Origin of the sequence: Pseudonocardia sp. CA-142604 (assembly GCF_050948475.1) — a bacterium.
GTDB lineage: Bacteria > Actinomycetota > Actinomycetes > Mycobacteriales > Pseudonocardiaceae > Pseudonocardia > Pseudonocardia alaniniphila.
This window is the reverse complement of sequence record NZ_CP192045.1, coordinates 397,228-418,319: the sequence shown is the minus strand read 5'-3', so window position 1 is coordinate 418,319 and position 21,092 is coordinate 397,228. Positions and strand designations below refer to the sequence as shown.

Below are 21,092 nucleotides of genomic sequence, written 5' to 3'. Positions count from 1 at the left end.
ACGTCGTGGACACACAGGTCCTGATCGCCGGAGCCGGACCCACCGGTCTGACCCTCGCCATCGAGCTGGCCCGTCGCGGCGTCGGCGTCCGGGTCGTCGAGCGGGCCGCCACGCCCGCCGTCGGCTCGCGGGGCGACGGCTTGCAGCCACGCACCCTGGAGGTCTTCGACGACCTCGGCGTGCTCGACGCGGTGCTGGCCGCCGGCTCCCCGCAGGTGGCGATGCGGGCGTACGCGGGCGGTCGCTTCCTCGGCGAGAGGCGGATGAGCGATTGGCAGGAGCCCAGACCGGACGTGCCGCACCCGAATCCGTGGATGCTCGGGCAGGACCGGACCGAGGGCATCCTCCGCGACCGGCTCGCCGGGTTGGGCGTGCGCGTCGACCTCGCCACCGAGCTCGTCACGTTCGCCCAGGACGGGAGCGGCGTGACCGCCACTCTCCGGCGGCACGGCGCGCAGGAGACCGTGCGGGCCGGCTACCTGGTGGGCGCCGACGGCGGAGCGAGCATCGTCCGCAGGACGCTGGGCATCCCGTTCGAGGGCAGCACCGACGAGTCGATCCGCATGCTGCTCGGTGACGTGCGGGCCGATGGTCTCGACCATGGCAGCGGCTACTGGTTCGCCGACGAGCACGACCTGCGGAGCGGCGTCGCGCTCACCCCGTTGCCCGGCGGTGATCTCTTCCAGTTCGCCTGCCCGCTCGACGCGTCCGACACCGAACCGTCACTCGCCACGCTGCAGGCCGTACTCGACCGGTACTGCCCGGACTCGGCCCCGCGGCTGCGGGAGCCGGCCTGGACCACGGTGTGGCGGCCGAACGTGCGGCTGGCGCGCCGGTTCCGGGACGGCAGGGTGTTCCTCGCGGGCGACGCTGCCCACGCCCACCCGCCCACCGGCGGGCAGGGCCTCAACACAGGCGTGCAGGACGCCTACAACCTCGGTTGGAAGCTGGCCGCTGCGCTCACCGGCCCCGAGGCGGAGGCCGTCCCGCTGCTCGACTCCTACGAAGCCGAGCGCCTGCCCGTCGCGGCCAGAGTGCTGGGCATCAGCACCGCGTTGCTGCGCAAGCACGTCGCGGGCGACGCCGACGCGCACCGTCGTGGCGCCGAGACGCACCAGCTCGACGTGGGGTACCGGGACAGCCCGCTGGTCCGCGACACGCGTACCGAGCCCGGCAGGCTACGGGCGGGCGATCGGGCCCCCGACGCACCTCTGGTCGACGCGGACGGCCGTGCGATCCGGCTGTTCGACCTGTTCCGAGGCCCGCACGCAACGTTGCTGACCTTCGGCGGCACCGCAGCCGATACGACGGTGGCGGAGCCCGGAGTGCCGGTGCACCCCGTGCTCCGCCCCGGCGAACGCGCGACCGGCCCGGCGGTGGTGGACGCCGAGGGTCACGCGTTCAGCGCGTACGACGTGGCGGACGGCACCGCGGTACTCGTCCGCCCCGACGGTTACGTCGGGTCGATCACGCGCTCTCTCGTCAGCTCCCCGTCGGGAGCTTGACCACGCTCACGAAGAAGTGGTCGATCTGCTTGATCGCCTCGATGAAGCCCTCGAAATCGACCGGTTTGGTGACATAGGCGTTGGCGTGGAGCTGGTAGCTGCGCAGCACGTCCTCCTCCGCCTGGGAGGTGGTGAGGACGATCACCGGGATGTGGCGCAGGTCCTCGTCCGCCTTCACCTCCTGCAGCACCTCACGCCCGTCGCGGCGGGGCAGGTTCAGGTCGAGCAGGACCAGGTCAGGGCGGGGCGCATCGGTGTAGGGCTCCTCACGTCGCAGGTAGGCCAGCGCCGCCGCGCCGTCCGTCACCACGTCGAGCTGGTTGTGCAGGTACTCCTCGAAGGCCTCGCGGGTCATCAGCACGTCGCCAGGGTCGTCCTCGACCAGCAGAACGTTGATGATCCGGGGTTGGGGGTCGGTCACTCGTGGGTCTCCTCAGGAGGCACGGGAAGGGTGAACCGGACGGCGGCGCCGGGGCCGGGGGTCTCGACGAGACCGATCCGTCCGCCGTGGAACTCGACGATCTTCTTCGCGAGCGCCAGCCCGATGCCGGTTCCTGGATAGACGTCACGGCCGTGCAGCCGCTGGAAGATCACGAACACCTTGTCGGAGTACTCCGGTTCGATGCCGATGCCGTTGTCGGTGACGGTGATCTCCCAGAAGTCGCCGTCGCGCCTGCACTCCAGGCGGACGACCGGTGGCACGTCGGTGCGGTGGAACTTCAGCCCGTTGCCCAGCAGGTTCACCAGCAGGGCCTGCAACAGGGCCCGGTCGCCGGAGACCACCGGCAGCTCGCCGATGACGATCTCGCCTGCCGCCTCCTCTCGGGTGGACTCGAGCTGGGCGGCCGCTGTGGCCGCGAGCTCCCCGAGGTGGACGGAGACGAAGTTCTCGGTTGTACGGCCCACCCGGGAGAACGCCAGCAGGTCGTTGATCAGCCGCTGCATCCTGGAGGCGCCGTCGACGGCGAACTCGATGTACTGGTCGGCGCGCTCGTCGAGTTTGCCGCCGTACCGGCGCTGCAGCAGCTGGCAGAAGCTCGAGACCTTGCGCAGCGGCTCCTGGAGATCGTGGCTCGCCACGTAGGCGAACTGCTCGAGGTCGCGGTTGGACCGCTCCAACTCCTGGGCCTGCTCGTCGAGGCGGCGGTTGGCCGCCTGGGCCTCGTCGAGGTCACGCAGGATGTGCTGGCGCATCGCCTCGACGTCCGCCCCGAGCCCGACGATCTCGCGCGGGCCGCCGGCGTGGACGGACCGGGTGGCGTCCTCGGACACGACCTGGCGCACCTGTGTCGCGAGGTCCGAGATCGGCCGGATGATCCCCCGCCGCAACCCGATGGCCGCGGCGATGAGGAACGAGGCCAGCAGAGCCGCGATCGCCACGCCGACGACGAGCAGGAACGTCGAGGCGCTCTCGATGCCGTGCCTGGCCGCCTCCCGCCTCGCCTGCACGTCGGCGAGCAGCGCCTGGACCTTCGTCCTGACCTGGTCGAACAGAGCGCGTCCCTGCTCCGGGTTGGACGCCCCGGGCGGACCGGTGAGGACGGCCCCCGCGTACTGGGTGCGCCAGTTCTGCGCGGCCTGCTCCACGGCGTCGATCTGGGCGTCGAGACCGGGAAGACGGCCGCCGGCGGTGAGGCGGCGCAGCTCGGCGATCATCGCTTCCTCGCCGACGCGCCCGTCCTGGTAGGGCTGCAGGAACTCAGCGCGGCGGCCCAGGTCGTAGCCCCGCACGCCGGTCTCCTGGTTGAGCAGCGATCCCGAGAGCTGCTGCGTGGCGATCAACGCGGGGCCTGCCGAGTCGAGCAGCGCGACCCTCGTCTCGGAGAGCCGCCACAGGGCGACGCCACCGAGGATCACGACGGTCACCGCGAAGAGCGCAGCCAGCGACGCACCGAGGGCGAAGATCCGCCCCAGCGGCCAGTGGCGCCCGCCCTCCTCCAGCCGCTCCAGGCGCACCTCTCCACGTTGGTCCGGCGGCGTCAGGTCGAGCGCGGTCATCGCACCGCCGCACCGGACGGTGCCGCGTCGGCCTGAGGCGCGTCCTGCGGTGCGGTGTCCGACGAGAGCAGCAGGATCGCGATGTCGTCGGAGAGCGGGCCGGCGTTGAGGTCGTGCGCACGCTCCACGAGCCGGGCCGGCAGCTGTGCCAGATCGGTGTCACGTTCCTGCGCCAGCATCTCGAGCAGTCCCTCCTCCCACAGCGGCTCGCCGGGGATGGGTCCCCTTCCCTCGATCAGGCCGTCGGTGTGCAGCAGCAGCGCCCATTCGGTGCCGAGCACGAGGCACCCAGGCTCCCACGTCGCATCGGCGGCCACGCCCAGAGGCAGACCGACCGGCGCGGCCGCCGACCGTGGCTCCGGGATCAGGGAGATCGGTGGTGGATGCCCTGCCAGGCGCACGAGCACTTCGGTCTGCGGCCGCCCGTCGACGGGAGTCTCGTCGCTGCGGAACGCGACGGTGCACACCGTGGTGAACAGTGACCTGTCGTGTCGCTCGCTGACCAGCAACTGCTGGAGCTTCGGCAGCACCTGCGGCTCGTCCACGCCGGCCAGCACGAGCGCCCGCCACGACACCCGCAGCAACGCACCCAGCGCTGCCTCGTCCGGGCCGTGGCCGCAGACGTCGCCGACGATCGCGTGGACCGTGCCGCTGGGCCCGAGAACCGCGTCGAAGAAGTCGCCGCCGATCAACGAGCGCGTGCGACCCGCCCGGTAGAACGACCGCGCCCGCACGGGGCTGCCTGCCAGCAGCGGTGACGGCAGCAGCCCACGTTCGAGGCGAGCCGACTCCGCTGCCGCGAGCTGTTCCTCCCGCAGCCGCAGCAGGCTCGCCTCCGCCCGGCGCCGCTCCACGGCGTAACGGACGGCCCGGATCAGCACCTGCCCGTCGACCTTGCCCTTGACGAGGTAGTCCTGCGCACCGGCCGCGACGGCCGCGATGCCCAGGTGTTCGTCGTCGAGGCCGGTGAGGACGCAGACGGCCGGGGCGCCCTCGGTCCGCAGGATCCGGCGCAGTCCGTCGAGCCCGTCGGTGCCGGGGAGGTTGAGATCGAGCAGCACGCAGTCGCAGCGCCCGAGCAGGCCACGCTCGATCACCTCGGACACGGACTCCGCGACCGTCACCCCGAGCCCCGGATCCACCTCGGCGAGCAACTCGCGCACGAGGAACACGTCTCCGGGGTCGTCCTCCACGAGCAACACATGGCGCGGAGCAGCCGGAACGGTTCGGGTCATGCCGAGCGCTCCTCCTTGCGGGCCGCCACAGCGTGGTGCGTCGACGGGACCCGAAAGCCTAGATCGCGCCGCTCATGGTGCGTCCAACCGGGGCTGTCACGAGGCGGACGCCACACCCTGCAGCACCGACCTGAACAGCGCCAACCCGTCCTGTGACGGACCGGTCAGCGTGTCGATCGCGTGCTCGGGGTGGGGCATCAGGCCGACGACACGACCGTCGGCGGAGCTGATGCCGGCGATCGCCGACATCGCCCCGTTGGGGTTCGCACCGGCATACCGGAAGACCACCCGGCCGTCGCCCTCGAGCCGCTCCAGCGTGGCGGCGTCGGCCACGAAGCGCCCTTCGCCCGACTTGAGCGGAACGAGGATCTCCTGGCCCGCGGTGAAAGCACCCGTCCAGGCGGTGGCGGTGGACTCGACCCGCAGCCGCTGATCGCGGCAGACGAAGTGCAGCCCCGAGTTCCGCGTGAGCGCCCCGGGCAGGAGCCCTGCCTCGCAGAGGATCTGGAACCCGTTGCAGATGCCGAGCACAGGCGTGCCGCGGCCGGCCGCGGCCACGACCTCGGTCATGATCGGGGCCATGCTGGCGATGGCGCCGGCACGCAGGTAGTCGCCGTAGGAGAAGCCGCCCGGGACGATCACCGCGTCGACACCCTGCAGGTCACGGTCGGCGTGCCACAGCGCCACGGGCTCAGCCCCCGCGTAGCGCACGGCGCGTGCCGCGTCGACGTCGTCGAGCGTGCCGGGGAAGGTGATGACCCCGATCCTCATGCCCTGGTCACCACCCAGTCCTCGATCACGGGGTTGGCCAGCAGGCTGCCCGCCACGCGGTGCAGCGTCTCGTCGTCGATGGAGTCATCCACCTCGAGCTCGAAGTGCTTGCCCTGCCGCACGTCCCCCACCCCGGCCACGCCCATCCGCGCGAGCGCACCCGCGACGGCCTGGCCCTGCGGGTCGAGGATCTCCGGCTTCGGCATCACGTCCACCACGACCTTTGCCACTTCATCAGCGTACGGCGAACACCATTGCCGCCCCGCGCCGCCGTCCGTGAGGCTCCTCGCATGGGTCGATGGCTGGTGCTGGGCGGCACGCGGTTCCTCTCCCGGGCAGTGGCGGCCACGGCCGTGGCCAGAGGCCACGAGGTGGTGTGCGCGGCGCGCGGGTCCTCCGGTGCCGTTCCCGACGGCGCGAAGCTCCTCGTCGTGGACCGCGACGCTCCCGGCGCGCTCGAGCCCCTGCGTGACGAGGCGTTCGACGCGGTCGTGGACGTCGCCAGGATGGCGCTGCCGTGGGTGCGCTCGGCGCTCGACGCCGTGGGGGCGAACGCGGGGCACTGGACCTTCGTCTCCAGCATCAGCGTGTACGCCGACAGCTCCACGCCCGGCCACGGCATCGGTGACACGCTCGTCGAGCCGCGCACGGACGAGACCATCACCGACGACGAAGCCGCGTACGGCCCGGTCAAGGGGGCGTCGGAGACCGTTGTGCGGGAGCTCGCCGGCGAGCGGGCTCTGATCGTGCGCGCCGGTCTCATCTGCGGCCCTGACGACCTCACCGATCGGTTCGGCTACTGGCCGAACCGGTTCGCACGGGGCGGCCGGGCGCTCATCCCGGGTGATCCGCAGCAGGCCGCGCAGATCGTCGACGTGCGCGACCTCGCCGACTGGATCGTGCGGTCCGGGGAGGAGCACCTCGTCGGGACCTTCGACGCGAGCGGGCCCCGCTCCACGCTGGGCGCGGTGCTCGACGAGGTCGCCGACGCCGTCGGAGCCCCGGATCTGGAGCGCGTGCCCGCCGCACCGGAAGCGCTCACGGCGGCCCGGGTGCAGCCCTGGTCCGGGCCGCGGTCGCTGCCGCTGTGGCTGCCCGCATCGCATGCCGGGATGCTGGCCCGGGACACCGCACCTGCTGCGGCGGCCGGCCTGCACTGCCGTCCGATCGGCGACACCGCCCGAGGGGCACTCGCGCACGAGCGCGCTCTCGGCCCGGACCGCCCGCGCCGCGCCGGACTCACCCCGGACGAGGAGTCGGAGGTCCTCGGCAAGCTCGGCTGACCCCGGCAGGCGAACCATGCACGCCGGGCTACGGGTGGGGACACTGGAGGCCGTGGAGACAACCCATTACGGCCACTCGTGCGTCCTGCTCGACACCGGCGCCGCGCGACTGCTCCTCGACCCCGGGGCGTTCTCGTCCGGATTCGAAACGGTGGGCGGACTCGACGCGGTGCTCGTCACGCACCAGCACTTCGACCATCTCGACACCGACCGGCTCGGTGCGCTGCTGTCGGCCAACCCCGATGCCCGCCTGATCGTCGACTCCGGCACGGCCGGGCAGCTCGCCGGGTTCGAGCACGAGGTGGTGGAGCCGGGGGCGTCGTTCGACGTGGGCGGGGCCCGGGTCGAGGTGCTCGGCGGGGAGCACGCGGTGATCCACCCGGACATCCCGGTGATCCCCAACAACGCCTACCTGATCGACGGCACCCACCTGCACCCCGGCGACGCCTTCACCCCACCGCCGGCACCGATCGACGTGCTGTTCCTGCCCACCGGGGCGCCCTGGCTCAAGGCGTCCGAGGCCGTGGACTACCTGCGGGCAGTGGCGCCGCGCACGGCGGTGCCGATCCACGAGGCCGTGCTCGCCCGCCCCGCGTTGCACTACGGGCTGTTCGAGCAGCTCGGCCCCGAGAAGACCACGATCACGGTCCTCGACCGGGAGACGCCGACCTCGATCTGACCGCCCTTCAGGCGGCGAGTGCCTCCGCCGTGAGGCGGTAGGTGGCGGGGACGGCGCCCATCTCGAGTGCGGCGTCCACCGCCGCCAGCACCGCTGTACGCCGCGCTTCGCGCTTGAGGTCCTTGGCACGGATGTTGATCCGCACCAGCCCGCCGCGCCGCACGGTCCGCGAGACCTCCGCGCTGAGCACCCGGCAGCGCCACGCCTCCGCGGCCTTCCGGTCGTCGGCGAGCGGGTGGCGCTCCCCCGAAGCCCGGAACCCGAGCACCTTGGCCCGCACCACGGCGCCTGCGGCGGCACTCTGCAGGAAGCGCAGGCCGTTCTCGTCGGCGAGCACGGCGAAGCCCTGCTCGTGCAGGGCCTCGACCGTGCCGGGAGACGCCAGCCACCGCGGCGGGACGAACAGGTCGGTGCGCAGGCCCAGCGCCGTGAGAGCCCGACGAGCCGCCGTCAGGCGGAGACCGGCCTCGTGGCGGGGCAACGCGGCGAACTCGGCGCGGCGGCGCACCCGCGGCAAGGCCGACGACTGCCACGAGCCGATCGGTTCGGCGGTGTGGTCGTAGCCGTGCAACACGATGGCGTCTCCGGCCGCGCGCCGCTCGTGCATCCAGCGCACCAGCGGCGAGTCCACCTCCGGCGTTCCGGACGCCGAGCGCGGCCGGAACAGCTGGGACAACGGCACGCCGCGCGCGTCGAGCTCCGCGGCGAACTCGATGCCACGGGTCAAGGACTCAGGAGCCTCGTGCGTCAGCCCGGACAGCGAGACGACCAGGCGGGACGACACGACCGGACGAGGTGCGGTCTGCGTTGCCACGGAGCTATGAACGCACGCCGGTGTGAACAGCGGTTGACCGTGCCGTGTGCCTCCGGCACCCATCACCAGTCGTCGCCGGTGATCCGTTCGTAGACCTCGACATATCGGGCACGCGTGGCGGCGACGACCTCGGTGGGCACCTCGGGCCCGGGCGGTGTGCGATCCCAGTCCAGCGACGACGACCACTCGCGCACGTACTGCTTGTCGAACGAGAACTGCGGGCGGCCCGGCTCCCACGCATCGGCAGGCCAGAACCGCGACGAATCGGGCGTGAGTACCTCGTCGGCGAGCACGATCTCCCCCGCCGCATCCAGCCCGAACTCCAGCTTCGTGTCGGCGACGAGGATCCCGTTCTTGCCCGCGATGTCGGCCCCTCGCGCGTACACCGCGAGCGTCAGGTCACGCAGGCGCGCGGCGGTGTCAGCTCCGAGAGCGGCGACGACGTCCTCGAACGTCATGAACTCGTCGTGCTCGCCGACCGGAGCCTTCGTGGTGGGCGTGAAGATCGGCTCCGGCAGCTTCGAGCCCTCGACGAGCCCGGGCGGCAGCGGCACCCCGGAGACGCTTCCGTGCTTCTGGTACTCCTGCAGGCCGAGGCCTGCGAGGTAGCCGCGCGCGATGCACTCGACGGGCAGCATCGAGAGCCTGCGGCAGCGCATGGCCCGTCCGACGAACTCCGGGGGCACGTCCGACGCCGAGATGACGTGGTTCGGCGTGATGTCGGTGAGGCGGTCGAACCACCACAGCGACAGCTGGGTGAGCAGCACGCCCTTGTCCGGGACGGGCGTCGGGAGCACGACGTCGTAGATCGAGAGGCGGTCGGACGCCACGAGGATCAGGTCGTCACCGTCGGCGTAGACGTCCCGGACCTTGCCGCTGTGCACGAGGTTCACAGGATCGCTCCGGGGACGTAGGCGGCCGCTTCGGGATGGGCGTCGACGACCTGCGCGACGCGGTCGACCACGGCCTGCACCTGCGCGGTGGCAGCACCGGTGAACCGCAGAGGGTCGGCGAGGAGGCCGTCGAGCGCCCCGGCGGGCAGGCCGAGCCGCTCGTCGGCGGACAACCGCGCGACGAGGTCGTTGTCGGTCTGGCCCTTCTCGCGCATCGCGAGCGCGACGCCGACGGCGTGCTCCTTGATCACCTCGTGGGCGGTCTCCCGCCCGACGCCGGCCCGGACCGCGGCCATCAGCACCGCCGTGGTCGCGAGGAACGGCAGGTAGCGGTCCAGCTCTCGCGCGATGACAGCCGGGTAGGCACCGAACTCGTCGAGCACCGTGAGGGTGGTCTCGAACAGCCCGTCGATGGCGAAGAACGCGTCGGGCAGAGCCACGCGGCGCACGACCGAGTCGGACACGTCGCCCTCGTTCCACTGCGCCCCGGCCAGCTCGCCTGCCATCCCGGCGTAGCCGCGCAGCAGCACCATCATCCCGTTGATCCGCTCGGCGGAGCGGCTGTTCATCTTGTGCGGCATCGCCGAGGACCCCACCTGGCCCGGCTGGAAGCCCTCGGTGGCGAGCTCGGCGCCCGCCATCAGCCGGATCGTGGTGGCGAGCGACGACGGTGCGGCCGCGAGCTGGAGCAGGGCGCTCAGCACGTCGAAGTCGAGCGAGCGCGGGTAGACCTGCCCCACGCTGGTGAGCACGGCGGAGAAACCGAGGTGGGTCGCCACCCGCTCCTCCAGCGATGTGAGCTTGTCCGCGTCCCCGTCCAGGAGGTCGAGCATGTCCTGGGCGGTACCCATCGGGCCCTTGATGCCACGGAGCGGGTAGCGCGCACGCAGGTCCTCGAGCCGCGCGTACGCGACGAGGAGCTCGTCGGCCGCGGAAGCGAACCGCTTGCCGAGGGTGGTGGCCTGCGCCGCGACGTTGTGGCTGCGCCCCGCGATCACCAGCTCGGCGTTCTCGGCCGCCCGGCGGGCGAGCCGGGCCAGCATGGCGACCGTGCGGTCGCGGACGTGTTCGAGCGAGAGCCGGATCTGCAGCTGCTCGACGTTCTCGGTGAGATCCCGGCTGGTCAGGCCCTTGTGCACGTGCTCGTGGCCGGCGAGGGCGTCGAACTCCTCGATCCGGGCCTTCACGTCGTGGCGTGTCACGCGCTCCCGCGCGGCGATCGACTCCAGATCCACCTGTTCGACCACGCGCTCGTAGTCGGCGAGCGCTGAATCGGGAACGTCGATGCCGAGGTCGCGCTGCGCGGTGAGCACGGCGAGCCAGAGCCGCCGTTCGAGCACGATCTTGTGTTCGGGCGACCACAGCCGCACGAGCTCGGGGCTCGCGTAACGAGTGGCCAGCACGTTGGGGATCACGTGCAGAAACGATAGGCGCTCCACATCAGAGTGCGCGCATCAGCACCTCGCGGGCGGCCACCCGCGGGTCGGGGTCGGCCTCGATCAGAGCGCTGATCACAGCACCGTCGACGAGCGAGACGAGGTCGCGCAGCGCCACGGTGTCGAGTGGGTGACCGCACCTGAGCAGGATCTCGGCGAGCAATGCGTCCAGGTCGCCACGCAGCTCGCGCATGAGCGGCGCCAGGAACGGGCGCCTGCCCGCACCGACCAGGCGCTCGTAGCGCAGGAGCACGGCATCGAGGCCCCCGTCGCGCGACTCCGGGCCGAGCAGCTGATCGAGCACCAGCTCGACGAGCGCAGGAGTGTCGACGGGCGCGGCGGCGAGCGCGTCGAGCTGCTGCCTGCCCTCCGCGAGCTCGTCACGGCTCGTGCGGTCGACGGCCGCGGTGACGAGGTCGTCCAGCGAGGCGAAGTAGTAGGTGGTGGACGCCAACGGCAGCCCCGCACGCTCGGCCACCGCGCGGTGCCGCACGGCGTCGAAGCCGCCGGAGCGCAACAGTGCCGCGGCCGCGGTCACCAGCTCGTGCCGCCGCCGCTCACCCTTGGCGGTGCCCATCTCGCAAGTCTCTCGCCTCGCGTCAGTGTCTCGGAAACGAGGTTCCTTGCCCGGATCCGGTGTCCAGGCGCAGTGTCCCTGCGGGACACCCGCACCCGGGCGTTCGCAACACGGAGGAGGCGCCGATACCGCTGTTGTATCGGCGCCGACGACAACGCCGCGAGGCGCGACCTCGTTTCCTCGGCACTAAAGACGCGGCGCCAGGTACTCCGCCACGGACGCGAGCCGGCCCGCGAACGGGGCAGGCGCGCCCACCTCGGACGAGCTCGAACTCACGATCACCGTGCCGCCCGAGGCGGTGGGCTCGCTGACCGCACCGGGAGGAAGCGCCGCCTCCACACCCGGGGGCAGGTAGCGCACGCTCAGCAGCCCGGTGGCTCCACCCTCGCTCGCCTCCACGGCGACGCCACGTTCGCCACCGGGGCGGCACTCCATGGTGGTGGCCGCCTCCGGAGCGCCTGCCACCTCGGGCAGCACCTGGTCGACGAGCGCCCGCACCGCGGGGTCCTGCCGGTCGGCGCACTCGGTGTTGCCCGGCCCCAGCGGCGGGCTCAGTGGGCTCGCACCTTCCGCCGCTCTGCCTGCAGCGCCGGCCGAGTCCTGTGGCGCGGCGGGCCGAGGGGCCCGATCGCCCGCCGACATCGGCGCCGCGACCGTGGTGTCGTTGCCGGGGGAACCTGGCAGCGCCACTGCCACCCCGACGCCTGCCAGCGCGAACACGGCGACCGCGCCGCCCGCCATGAGCAGGCGGCGGGTGGTTGCACGTCGGGAGGCTCGCAGCACCGAGTCGTGGTCGAAAGCCGGCGGTGGCGCGCCGGAGTCGGAGGCCGCGGCACGGAACAGTGCACCCAGCTCCTGGTCATCGATGTCGCTCATCCCGTCACCTCTCCCCCTACCCCGTCGCCCGCAGGTCGTCGAGCGAGTCGCCGAGCACCGCGCGCAGGGCCTCGAGCCCGTGGGCGGTCTGGCTCTTGACCGTGCCCTCCGTACATCCCAGCGCCGCAGCGGTGGCCGCGACGTCCAGACCGTCAAGGAACCGCAGCACGAGTACGGCGCGCTGGCGCGCCGGAACCGACCTCAGGGCGTCCACCAGAACGTGCCGGGTGGCCACGGCGTCGGAGTCGGACGGCACGCCCGTGTCGGCGGGCTCGGCGGTGGAGCGCTCGCGGCGCCATGGCCGCCGTGACTCGTCGACCACGGCACGCACGAGCGTGCGGCGCATCCACGCGTCGAGGGCGCTGCGGTCGCGGATCCGGCGCCAGTGGCGGTGCAGCGCGACGAACGCCGCCTGCGCGTGGTCGTCGGCGCGGTGCCAGTCGCCGCACAGCAGGTACGCCGTGCGCCGGACCCCGTCGCGGCGCGCGCGGAAGTACTCCTCGAACGTCACCGGCTCGGATGTCGCCGACTCGGGTGTTTCTTTGGCGAGCTCCCGCTCGCCGGCCTCTTCCACCCGGGCGTTCCCTCCTCCCGTGTCGCCGTGCGCCCCTGCATCGCCGTCTGCGGAGAGACGTAGGGAACGGGACCAGAGGTTGCACGACCGCGTGCCGGTTCACCCGATCGGCCCTGGGTTGTGATGGATTCGTGACCCACGCGCGACCGGCCCGCCGCCTGCTGGTTGAATCGGACGCCGTGCGATCTCCATCGCGAGCCCGGCGGTCAACGGCGTCCGATCGTCCTGTCGACCTCCGCTCCGACACCGTCACCCGTCCCACGAAGCAGATGCGGGCCGCAATGGCGGACGCCGAGGTGGGTGACGACGTCCTCGACCGTGACCCCACGATGCGCGAGCTCGAGGTCCGCGTGGCGGGCCTGCTCGGTGCGGCCGACGCGCTGTGGACCCCCAGCGGGTCCATGGGCAACCTCATCGCCCTGATGCACCACCTCGGCCGTGGCGACGCGTTCCTCGCCCCCGCAGGCGCGCACGTGCTCGACGCCGAACTCGGCACCGCCGCGTGGCTCGCCGGTGGCATGCCGCGCCCGCTGGAGCACGACGCCGGGCCCGGCAAGGTCTCGCCCACCGCCGTCCGTCGCGCCGCGGGTTCGATCGGCCCCTACTACACGCTCCGCACCACCCTGCTGTGCCTGGAGAACACGCACAACGCCGCCGGGGGCACGGTCACCGCACCTGAGGAGCACGCCGCGGTGGTCGCCGCGGCCCGGGGCGCGAAGCTGCGGGTCCACCTCGACGGGGCACGGCTCTGGCACGCGGCGGTGGCGCTCGGCGTGCCCCCGGGAACGCTCACCGTCGGAGTCGACAGCGTGCAGGTCTGCCTGAGCAAGGGTCTCGGGGCGCCGGTGGGCTCTGTGGTGGCCGGGTCCGTCGAGTTCATCGCCGAGGCCAGGCGGCTGCGCAAGATGCTCGGCGGCGGCGTCCGGCAGGGCGGGGTGCTCGCCGCGGCGGGGCTGGTGGCTCTCGACCGGATCGACCGCCTCGCCGAGGACCACGAGCGCGCGAAGCGGCTGGCCACCGGGCTGCGCGAGCGCGGGTGGCTCGTCGGCGAGCCCCAGACCAACATCGTGCTCGTGGCCGTCGCCGACCTGGACGGCACCATCCGCCGTTTCGAGGAGGCGGGCGTGCGGGCGTCCACGATGTCGGGGCAGGTCCGGCTGATGACCCACGCCGACCTGACCGACGCCGACATCACGGCGACGCTGGAGCGGATCGGGCCGGTCGAGCCGTCACGGGCGGCGGGCAGCGCGCCGGCCGCGTCGGGACGCGGAGCGGCAGCCCGCCCCGGACGCGCGGTCCTCGGTCAAGCCGGGAACTGAGAGCCGGATCAGGCCTGGCCGAGCCACCCGGACATTCGCCTCAGGGCTTCCGCGATGTCGTCGGTGGCTCCGGCGAACGACAGCCGGATCCACTTCCCGCCGTCGACCGGGTCGAAGTCGATACCCGGCGCGACCGCGACCCCGGTCGCGGCCAGCAGGCGGTAGGTCAGGTCCATGGAGTCGGTCGTCAGGTGTGAGACGTCTGCGTACACGTAGAACGCACCGTCGGCCGGGGCGAGGCGCGTGAGCCCGAGCCGCGGCAGGCCGTCGAGCAGCAAGCCCCGGTTCACCGCGTAGCGGGCCACGTGCGAGTCGGACTCGGCGTAGCTGGTGGGGTCGAACGCGCCCAGGGCGGCGCGCTGCGCGAGTGCCGGCGGGCAGACGGTGAAGTTGCCGGCCAGCCGATCGGCGGGACGCAGCAGCCGCGGGGGCACGAGCAGCCAGCCCAGCCGCCACCCCGTCATCGAGAAGTACTTCGAGAAGGAGTTGACGACGATCGCCTCGCGCGAGGTGCTCCACGCCGAGGAGGTCGCCGGGGCACCCGCGTAGGAGATGCCGTGGTAGATCTCGTCGCTGACCAGCTGGATCCCGTTGCGCTCGCAGTAGGCCGCCAGCGCAGCGAGCTCGCCAGGCTCCAGCACGGTGCCCGTGGGGTTGGCCGGGCTCGCCACCACCAGCCCACGCACCGGGTCGTCCAGCTCCTCGAGCATGGCGACGGTCGGCTGGTAGCGGGTCTCCGGCCCGCAGGGCAGCTCGACGACATCGCAGCCCAGCGCGGTCAGGATGTTGCGGTAACAGGGGTAGCCGGGCCGGGCCATGGCCACGCGGTCGCCCGCGTCGAACGCGGAGAGGAACGCCAGCAGGAAGCCGCCCGAGGAACCGGTGGTGACCACCACCTGCTCCGGCGGGACGTCGAGGTCGTAGCGGCGGGCGTAGTGACCTGCGATCGCGGAGCGCAGCTCCGGGATGCCGAGCGTGACGGTGTAGCCGAGCACATCGCCGGACAGCGCGGCCACGGCGGCTGCCCGCACGGCGGGAGGAGCAGGGGTGGAGGGCTGCCCTGCGGAGAGATCCACCACGTCACCGTGGGTGCGGCGGCGCTCGGCAGCGGCGGCGAGCACGTCCATGACGTGGAACGCCGGGATAGCGGCACGCGTCGCGATCGGGATCTCTGATGTAGCTGGGTTGGTCACTCTCCGAGCCTAAGCGGCCGACGGCCGTCCCCCCGTGGGAGGACGGCCGTCGAGCACGGCTCAGATCAGGCTGGACACCAGGTCGGCGGCCGAGAACACGTCGCTGATCGCGCTGGCGTCGGGCACGTCGGCCTCGTCCGCGTCGTCGGACTCGTCGTCCGCGTCCGCCTCGTCGGAGTCCTCGTCCGTCGCCTCGTCGTCGGCCGACGCCTCGTCGTCGGCGCTCGGCGCCCCCAGGACGGGCAGAGCCGGCAGGTCGACGTTGACCGGCAGGTCGACGGAGATCGGCAGCTCCGAGAGCGCCGGCAGGTCGACCGGCAGGTCGACTGGCAGGGCGGCGGTCACGTCGGCGGTCACATCGTCGGCCAGACCGGTCACGTCGCCTGCCACGCCGGCCACGGTGTCGACCACGTCGTCGGTGCTCGTCGGCAGCGCGGGCAGCTCGACCGGGAGGGCCGGCAGCTCGACCGGCAGCGCAAGCGCGTCCGTGCTCGGCAGCGCGGGCAGCGCCGGCAGCGCGGCGAGCAGGTCGGTGCCCGGCAGCGCGGTCAGGTCGTCCGTGCTCGGCAGCGCGGGCAGGGCCGGCAGCGCGTCGACGCTCGGCAGGGCGTACGCCGCCGGCAGGTTCAGCTGGAGGGCGCTGAGGTCCGGGGCACCCAGTGCCGGGAGGTCGGCGACGCCTGCGCCCCCGCTGGCGAGGTCGAGCAGGCCCTGGTCGATCCCCTGCAGCTCCAGGCCGTCGGTGGGCAGCCCGTCGGTGGGCAGCGCGGCGAGGTCCGGCGTGGCGACGCCGGGGAGGGCCGCGAAGCTGCCGAAGCCGGCGTCCGTGCTGTCTGCGGTGTCGTCGTCCGCGTCGGCCAGGTGGGCCTCCGCAGCACCCGCCGGCCCGGCGATCGCGAGCAGGGCCATCGGTGCGCCCAGAACACCGATCGCGGCCCGGCCGGCGATGCGCGACACGCGGCTCTGAGCGGTGTGTCGCGGACGTGCGTTCTTCGTCATTCGAGTCCTCAGTTCTCGGGGGAGCGAACGGATGACCCGGAGCAGACCCACGACCTCGGCCATCACGGGGAGCGACGACGATGTGAATCTGGCGGGCAGCGGAACTTTCTACCGCCACCCGTTCGGACGCAAGCCGCTCTTAACGGCGACCGAACGTGGAGGAAGCCCCCCGATCGGCCGCCGAGCACGCACTTTAGGTGGAACGGCGCAGTGAGGAGCGCTACCCAATATCACCCGATCGAGTGACAACCTCGGCACGACGCGGGACCTCGACATCGCCGCGCGAGGCGCGAAGCGCGATGTCGGTGCGGTGGTGGGAGCCGGCGAGGTGCACGCCCTCCAGCCGACGGTAGGCATCCTCGCGGGCCAGCACAAGATCCGTTCCGGTGCCCACGACGGACAGCACCCGCCCGCCCGACGACACCACCGCCCCGTCGTCCCGGCGGCGCGTACCGCCGTGCAGCACACCGTCGGCGTCTGCTCCTCCGACCACGTCACCGGCGCGCGGGAGGCCCGGGTAGCCCTCGGCCGCCACCACCACCGTGACCGCAGCACCGTCCGCCCATTGCAGTGGAGGCTGGGACGCCAGTGCACCGGTGGCCGTTGCGTACAGCAGCCGTGCCAGCGGGGTGCGCAGGAGCGGCAGCACGACCTGCGTCTCCGGGTCGCCGAAGCGGCAGTTGAACTCGATCACCGCCGGGCCCGAGGAGGTCAGGGCGAGCCCCGCGTAGAGCAGGCCGCTGAACGGAGTGCCCCGGCGCACCATCTCGGCTGCCACCGGCGCGACGATCGTGGAGACGAGCTCCGCGACCAGGTCGGGCGACGCCCACGGCAGCGGGGCGTACGCACCCATGCCTCCGGTGTTCGGGCCGGTGTCGTCGTCGCCGACGCGCTTGAAGTCCTGCGCAGGGAGCAGCGGCACCACCGTCTCCCCGTCGACCAGGCAGAACAGGGAGACCTCGGGGCCGTCCAGGTACGACTCGAGCAGCACGGGGTGCCCGTTGTCGAGCAAGGTGCTCGCGTGCGCGCGCGCCACGTCGAGGTCGGCGCTGACCACCACACCCTTGCCGGCCGCCAGGCCGTCGTCCTTCACGACGTACGGCGGGGTGAACCGGGCGAGCGCGGCGTCGAGATGCGCCGGGGTGTCCACGATCTCGGACGTGGCGGTGCGCACACCGGCCGCCGCCATGACGTCCTTCGCGAAGCTCTTGGAGCCCTCGATGCGTGCGGCGGCCGCAGTCGGGCCGAAGCACGGGATGCCCGCGGCGCGCACGACGTCGGCGATGCCGGCGACGAGCGGCATCTCGGGCCCGATGACGACCAGATCGGCGTGCCAGTCGAGCGCCAGCGCCGCGGCCGCCGCCAGATCCTGCACATCGAGCCCGCGCTGCTCGGCCACGGCAGCAGTGCCCGCGTTGCCCGGGGCACACGCGAGCGCCGTGACTTCCGGGTCCTGCGCCAGGGCGAGGACGATGGCGTGCTCACGAGCACCGGACCCCACTACCAGGACGCGCACGACTTCGAATCGTAACGCGCGCCGAGACACCCATCCCGCGGACGCCGGTCGCCCAGCGGCATTGCATGTGCCGTTCACCGACTCGACCGGCACCGGTCATCTCCCGGCGGCAGCGGCATCGTCCGAACAGTGCATCGTGGGTGCACATGTCATCGTCCGTCCGTGGCACTGCCGCGGCCGCTCCCCCCGTTGCGACCCTGACAACCGCCCCTTCCGACGTCCCGGTCGCCGAGGTAGCCACCCGCAGCGCCGAGGCCACGGTGCTCGTCATCGCCCACCGCGGCGCGTCGGGCTACCGCCCTGAGCACACACTCGCCTCGTACGAGCTCGCCGCGAGGATGGGTGCCGACTACATCGAGCCCGACCTCGTCAGCACCGCCGACGACGTGCTCGTCGCCCGTCACGAGTCGGAGATCGGCGGCACCACCGACGTCGCCGACCACCCTGAGTTCGCCGAGCGCAAGGTGACCAGGACCATCGACGGCGACACGCGGACCGGCTGGTTCACCGAGGACTTCACACTCGCCGAGCTCAAGACGCTGCGTGCGAAGGAACGTCTCCCGGCCGTCCGCCAGGAGAACACGATCTACGACGGCCGGTTCGAGATCCCGACGTTCGACGAGGTGCTCCAGCTCCGCGAGCGCCTGTCCGCCCTTCTCGGCCGGGAGATCGGGGTCTACCCCGAGACCAAGCACCCCACCTATTTCTCCTCCATCGGCCACGCTCTCGAGCCCCTGCTCGTCGCCGCGCTGGAGAACGCCGGGCTCAACAGGAAGGACGCGCCGGTGTTCGTGCAGTCCTTCGAGACCACGAACCTGCGGCAGTTGAGCGCAGAACTGCACGTGCCGCTCGTTCAGCTGCTGGGGGCTGCCGGCGCGCCGGTCGACCTCGCGGCCGCGGGCGACCCGCGTACCTTCCCCGACCTCGTGACCCCGGCAGGGCTCGCCGAGATCGCGTCCTACGCCGACGCCATCGGACCGGCCAAGGACATGGTCGTGGCCCGCCACGCGGACGGCACGCTCGGCGCTCCCACGTCACTCGTCGCGGACGCGCACTCGGCGGGCCTGCTGGTGCACGTGTACACCTTCCGCAACGAGAACGAGTTCCTCCCGGCCAACCTGCGCAGCGCCGGGTCGGCCGCCGACTACGGCAACGCGTTCGCCGAGTACGAGGCGTTCTTCGCTGCAGGCGTCGACGGGGTCTTCGCCGACAACCCCGACACGGCGCTGGTGGCCCGCGCCGCCCTGTAACAGCCCAACTGCGAGTGGTGGTCTCAGGAACCCAGGAAACGGGTGAGGAGGGCCGTCGTCTCCGACGGCCGTTCCTGATGGGGGAAGTGGCCGGTGGCCGGCTGGACACGCATCTCGTACCCGCTGCCGGTCCACCGCCGCGACGCCGCTGCGGTGCGGACGAGCAGGCACGGGTCCAGCGCGCCGTGCACCTGCAGCACCGGCACCGCGGTCGGCCGGGCCACAGCGGCGGCGAACCGCGGTCCCTCGGCCCGCAGTTGCGAGCGCGCGGCCCAGCGGTAGTACTCCATCGCGCAGTGCACGACCCCGGGCACCTGGATCGCGCGCCGGTAGCACGCGGTCGCCGCCGCGAAGTCGTCCGAGGCCGCCCACTCCGGGCCCGCCCATGCGCGCATGATCCGGACCACCCGAGCGCCGTCGTCCGCTCGCAGGGATCGCTCGGGCCAGCGGGGCAGCTGGAAACCCAGCGCGTAGCTCGCACTCGCCCGGCCCTGGCCGCGGAGGTCACGCAGCACCGAAGCACGCACCGCCAGCGGGTGGGGAGCGCCGAGTACGGCCAGCGATCGCACGAGCCGCGGGTGCAGCGCCGTGACCGTCCAGGCGATGAGCCCACCCCAGTCGTGCCCGACGAGGTGCGCCCGCGACTCCCCCAGCGCACGGATCAGGCCGGCGACGTCGCCTGCGAGGGTCCAGAGGTCGTAGCCGCGGGGTGGCTTGTCGGAGTCGCCGTAGCCACGCAGATCGATCGCGACGGCCCGGAAGCCGCGCTCAGCCAGATCGACGAGTTGGTGGCGCCAGGACCACCAGAACTCGGGGAACCCGTGCAGCAGCACCACCAGCGGGCCGCCCCCGTCGCATTCGGCGACGTGAAGCCGGATGCCGTTGGCCGAGACCGCGCGGTGGGTCCACGGGCCAGGCAGCCGGACCGACGACGGGTCCGGGCCGGCCCTGCGCACTCCGATCAGTGTGCTCGGGAGGCCGGTCGGCCGTTCAGCTCGTGCGCCGCGGCTCCGTCCGGCTCGCCCCGGCCGCGCTGGGACAGCACTTGAGCCGACTCCTTCAGGCTGGAGAGCGTGCGTTCCGGCTTGCGGATCCGCCGCACCCGCAAGTAGCCGAAGAGACCGAAGAGACCGGCGACGAGGAGCATGATCCCGAAGACGATCGCGAACGAGACGGCGCGGTTGAGCCACAGGGCGAGCAGCTCAGCGAGGGCGAAGAACGCGAAGAAGAGGCTGAACAGCAGGATCGTCAGCGCGACGATGAAGAAGACGCTGCCCTGCACACCCTTCTTCACCTCGGCCGTCACCTCGGCGCGGGCGAGCTCCACCTCGGCCCGCACCAGCGTGGAGACCTGTGCGGTGGCGTCACGGACGAGTTCGCCGATCGACTGCTCCGACGCCGGTTTGACCGGCTCGCGCGATAGCGGGATCGAGGGCAGCACGGGCGGAACCTCCGCGCCGCTGGAGCTGGTCGGGCTGGCCACCGGTCCTCCTGCACGTGCTGCTCGGCATGTCCGTGATCGGTCCGCCATCCTTCCACGGTCGCGGGGTCAACGCCCGACCAGGAGCACGGGCGCGCCGCGCCCTCCACCGGTCGGGTCGGATCCGTCACCGACACCGGTGTGAGGTGTGCGGGAACGGCGCCGCGAACGTCACTCCTCGGGTCGGCCGCGCAGCCGTTTGACGGCGCCCCTCCGGGTCTTCGCGTCGAGCCGCCGCCGCTTCGCCCCAGCCGTGGGCCGGGTAGGCCTGCGCTGCGGCGGATCCGCTGTCATTGCTTTCCGCAGGATCTCCGCCAGCCGCTCACGTGCGGACTCACGGTTGCGCAGCTGGCTGCGCTGCTCGGACGCGACCACCGTGATCACCCCGTCGACGAGCCGCCCGGCGAGCCTGCCCAGCGCCCGCTCACGGAGCGGCTCGGGCACCGAGGGGGACCGGGCGAGATCGAAGGACAGCTCCACCCGCGAGTCCGTGGTGTTCACGCCCTGGCCACCCGGCCCTGACGCACGGGAGAACCGCCAGTGCAGCTCACGCTCGGGGAGCACCAGCGATCCACGTACCGGCAGGTCGCCGTCAGCCACACCGTTAGCATGCCTGAGTGCTCGCGACAGGGCAGGCACCACCTGTTCACCAAACGGACACATCGGGCGGATGTCGTGAGGAGCTTCACCGCCA

The 21,092-nt window shown here is 72.5% G+C and carries 22 protein-coding genes; 5 read left to right on the top strand and 17 right to left on the bottom strand.

The features are described 5' to 3' along the window. Window positions 1-5: 5 nt before the first annotated feature. On the top strand, window positions 6-1,505 hold the full coding sequence (locus ACQPZQ_RS02015) for an FAD-dependent monooxygenase (RefSeq protein ID WP_433291397.1): 1,500 nt from the start codon (window positions 6-8) through the stop codon (window positions 1,503-1,505). On the opposite strand, the gene ACQPZQ_RS02010 is transcribed toward ACQPZQ_RS02015, so the two are convergent. From ACQPZQ_RS02010 to purS, 5 genes are all read right to left on the bottom strand, one after another. Further along, complete coding sequence (locus ACQPZQ_RS02010) at window positions 1,483-1,926, bottom strand: response regulator (RefSeq protein ID WP_433291395.1); 444 nt, start codon at window positions 1,924-1,926, stop codon at window positions 1,483-1,485. The two genes, ACQPZQ_RS02015 and ACQPZQ_RS02010, sit on opposite strands and share 23 nt — an antisense overlap. After that, window positions 1,923-3,503, bottom strand: a complete 1,581-nt coding sequence (locus ACQPZQ_RS02005; protein ID WP_433291393.1) for a sensor histidine kinase — start codon at window positions 3,501-3,503, stop codon at window positions 1,923-1,925. The genes ACQPZQ_RS02010 and ACQPZQ_RS02005 overlap by 4 nt, the downstream gene beginning before the upstream one ends. Then, a complete protein-coding gene (locus ACQPZQ_RS02000) occupies window positions 3,500-4,738 on the bottom strand; it encodes a PP2C family protein-serine/threonine phosphatase (protein WP_433291391.1) in 1,239 nt (412 codons plus the stop codon). Before ACQPZQ_RS02000 ends, ACQPZQ_RS02005 begins: the two co-directional genes overlap by 4 nt. A 96-nt stretch (window positions 4,739-4,834) precedes the next feature. Further along, on the bottom strand, window positions 4,835-5,509 hold the full coding sequence (purQ, locus tag ACQPZQ_RS01995) for a phosphoribosylformylglycinamidine synthase subunit PurQ (RefSeq protein ID WP_433291389.1): 675 nt from the start codon (window positions 5,507-5,509) through the stop codon (window positions 4,835-4,837). Continuing rightward, entirely contained in the window at window positions 5,506-5,739 is a 234-nt protein-coding gene (gene purS / locus ACQPZQ_RS01990; protein ID WP_241041856.1) for a phosphoribosylformylglycinamidine synthase subunit PurS, read from the bottom strand. Before purS ends, purQ begins: the two co-directional genes overlap by 4 nt. 60 nt (window positions 5,740-5,799) lie before the next feature. Between purS and ACQPZQ_RS01985 the strand changes: the two genes are divergently transcribed. Both ACQPZQ_RS01985 and ACQPZQ_RS01980 read left to right on the top strand, forming a co-directional pair. After that, window positions 5,800-6,792: an NAD-dependent epimerase/dehydratase family protein gene (locus tag ACQPZQ_RS01985; RefSeq protein ID WP_433291387.1), complete on the top strand. Its 993-nt coding sequence runs from the start codon at window positions 5,800-5,802 to the stop codon at window positions 6,790-6,792. A 52-nt stretch (window positions 6,793-6,844) separates the two neighbouring features. Then, entirely contained in the window at window positions 6,845-7,471 is a 627-nt protein-coding gene (locus tag ACQPZQ_RS01980; protein WP_433291385.1) for an MBL fold metallo-hydrolase, read from the top strand. 7 nt (window positions 7,472-7,478) lie between these two features. Here ACQPZQ_RS01980 and ACQPZQ_RS01975 read toward each other — a convergent pair whose 3' ends face one another. The 6 genes from ACQPZQ_RS01975 to ACQPZQ_RS01950 form a co-directional block, all read right to left on the bottom strand. Beyond that, a complete protein-coding gene (locus ACQPZQ_RS01975; RefSeq protein ID WP_433291383.1) occupies window positions 7,479-8,285 on the bottom strand; it encodes a DUF2334 domain-containing protein in 807 nt (268 codons plus the stop codon). 62 nt (window positions 8,286-8,347) lie between these two features. Further along, on the bottom strand, window positions 8,348-9,178 hold the full coding sequence (locus ACQPZQ_RS01970; RefSeq protein WP_433291381.1) for a phosphoribosylaminoimidazolesuccinocarboxamide synthase: 831 nt from the start codon (window positions 9,176-9,178) through the stop codon (window positions 8,348-8,350). Continuing rightward, window positions 9,175-10,593 (bottom strand): adenylosuccinate lyase, encoded by a 1,419-nt coding sequence (gene purB, locus ACQPZQ_RS01965; RefSeq protein ID WP_433291379.1) that lies wholly within the window; start codon window positions 10,591-10,593, stop codon window positions 9,175-9,177. The genes ACQPZQ_RS01970 and purB overlap by 4 nt, the downstream gene beginning before the upstream one ends. A 25-nt stretch (window positions 10,594-10,618) precedes the next feature. Next, a complete protein-coding gene (locus tag ACQPZQ_RS01960) occupies window positions 10,619-11,191 on the bottom strand; it encodes a TetR/AcrR family transcriptional regulator (RefSeq protein ID WP_433291377.1) in 573 nt (190 codons plus the stop codon). 186 nt (window positions 11,192-11,377) lie between these two features. Further along, window positions 11,378-12,067: a hypothetical protein gene (locus tag ACQPZQ_RS01955; protein ID WP_433291375.1), complete on the bottom strand. Its 690-nt coding sequence runs from the start codon at window positions 12,065-12,067 to the stop codon at window positions 11,378-11,380. A gap of 16 nt (window positions 12,068-12,083) precedes the next feature. Further along, a complete protein-coding gene (locus ACQPZQ_RS01950; protein WP_241041924.1) occupies window positions 12,084-12,578 on the bottom strand; it encodes a SigE family RNA polymerase sigma factor in 495 nt (164 codons plus the stop codon). Window positions 12,579-12,820: 242 nt separating this feature from the next. Between ACQPZQ_RS01950 and ACQPZQ_RS01945 the strand changes: the two genes are divergently transcribed. Next, the gene (locus tag ACQPZQ_RS01945) at window positions 12,821-13,960 is read left to right on the top strand and encodes a threonine aldolase family protein (RefSeq protein WP_433298958.1); all 1,140 of its coding nucleotides are present in this window, start codon (window positions 12,821-12,823) and stop codon (window positions 13,958-13,960) included. An 8-nt stretch (window positions 13,961-13,968) separates the two neighbouring features. Here ACQPZQ_RS01945 and ACQPZQ_RS01940 read toward each other — a convergent pair whose 3' ends face one another. From ACQPZQ_RS01940 to purD, 3 genes are all read right to left on the bottom strand, one after another. Then, window positions 13,969-15,087, bottom strand: a complete 1,119-nt coding sequence (locus ACQPZQ_RS01940; RefSeq protein ID WP_433298956.1) for a pyridoxal phosphate-dependent aminotransferase — start codon at window positions 15,085-15,087, stop codon at window positions 13,969-13,971. Between the two features lie 126 nt (window positions 15,088-15,213). Then, complete coding sequence (locus tag ACQPZQ_RS01935) at window positions 15,214-16,152, bottom strand: hypothetical protein (RefSeq protein ID WP_433291373.1); 939 nt, start codon at window positions 16,150-16,152, stop codon at window positions 15,214-15,216. 220 nt (window positions 16,153-16,372) lie between these two features. Next, window positions 16,373-17,668 (bottom strand): phosphoribosylamine--glycine ligase, encoded by a 1,296-nt coding sequence (gene purD, locus ACQPZQ_RS01930; RefSeq protein WP_433291371.1) that lies wholly within the window; start codon window positions 17,666-17,668, stop codon window positions 16,373-16,375. 146 nt (window positions 17,669-17,814) lie between these two features. Here purD and ACQPZQ_RS01925 point away from each other — a divergent pair, with 146 nt between their 5' ends. Next, window positions 17,815-18,918 (top strand): glycerophosphodiester phosphodiesterase, encoded by a 1,104-nt coding sequence (locus ACQPZQ_RS01925; RefSeq protein ID WP_433291369.1) that lies wholly within the window; start codon window positions 17,815-17,817, stop codon window positions 18,916-18,918. A gap of 23 nt (window positions 18,919-18,941) precedes the next feature. Here ACQPZQ_RS01925 and ACQPZQ_RS01920 read toward each other — a convergent pair whose 3' ends face one another. The 3 genes from ACQPZQ_RS01920 to arfB form a co-directional block, all read right to left on the bottom strand. Beyond that, window positions 18,942-19,874: an alpha/beta fold hydrolase gene (locus ACQPZQ_RS01920; protein ID WP_433291367.1), complete on the bottom strand. Its 933-nt coding sequence runs from the start codon at window positions 19,872-19,874 to the stop codon at window positions 18,942-18,944. A 5-nt stretch (window positions 19,875-19,879) separates the two neighbouring features. Beyond that, window positions 19,880-20,401: a phage holin family protein gene (locus ACQPZQ_RS01915; protein ID WP_241041842.1), complete on the bottom strand. Its 522-nt coding sequence runs from the start codon at window positions 20,399-20,401 to the stop codon at window positions 19,880-19,882. A 168-nt stretch (window positions 20,402-20,569) separates the two neighbouring features. Beyond that, on the bottom strand, window positions 20,570-20,998 hold the full coding sequence (gene arfB / locus ACQPZQ_RS01910) for an alternative ribosome rescue aminoacyl-tRNA hydrolase ArfB (protein WP_433291364.1): 429 nt from the start codon (window positions 20,996-20,998) through the stop codon (window positions 20,570-20,572). Between the last annotated feature and the right edge of the window lie 94 nt (window positions 20,999-21,092).

Excerpts from the sequence above, each read along its gene's own strand:
- ACQPZQ_RS02005 (WP_433291393.1), bottom strand. The coding sequence starts at position 3,503 with ATGACCGCGCTCGACCTGACGCCGCCGGACCAACGTGGAGAGGTGCGC.
- ACQPZQ_RS02000 (WP_433291391.1), bottom strand. The coding sequence starts at position 4,738 with ATGACCCGAACCGTTCCGGCTGCTCCGCGCCATGTGTTGCTCGTGGAG.
- purQ (WP_433291389.1), bottom strand. The coding sequence starts at position 5,509 with ATGAGGATCGGGGTCATCACCTTCCCCGGCACGCTCGACGACGTCGAC.
- ACQPZQ_RS01985 (WP_433291387.1), top strand. The coding sequence starts at position 5,800 with ATGGGTCGATGGCTGGTGCTGGGCGGCACGCGGTTCCTCTCCCGGGCA.
- ACQPZQ_RS01960 (WP_433291377.1), bottom strand. The coding sequence starts at position 11,191 with ATGGGCACCGCCAAGGGTGAGCGGCGGCGGCACGAGCTGGTGACCGCG.
- ACQPZQ_RS01955 (WP_433291375.1), bottom strand. The coding sequence starts at position 12,067 with ATGAGCGACATCGATGACCAGGAGCTGGGTGCACTGTTCCGTGCCGCG.
- ACQPZQ_RS01940 (WP_433298956.1), bottom strand. The coding sequence starts at position 15,087 with ATGGACGTGCTCGCCGCCGCTGCCGAGCGCCGCCGCACCCACGGTGAC.
- ACQPZQ_RS01935 (WP_433291373.1), bottom strand. The coding sequence starts at position 16,152 with ATGACGAAGAACGCACGTCCGCGACACACCGCTCAGAGCCGCGTGTCG.
- ACQPZQ_RS01925 (WP_433291369.1), top strand. The coding sequence starts at position 17,815 with ATGTCATCGTCCGTCCGTGGCACTGCCGCGGCCGCTCCCCCCGTTGCG.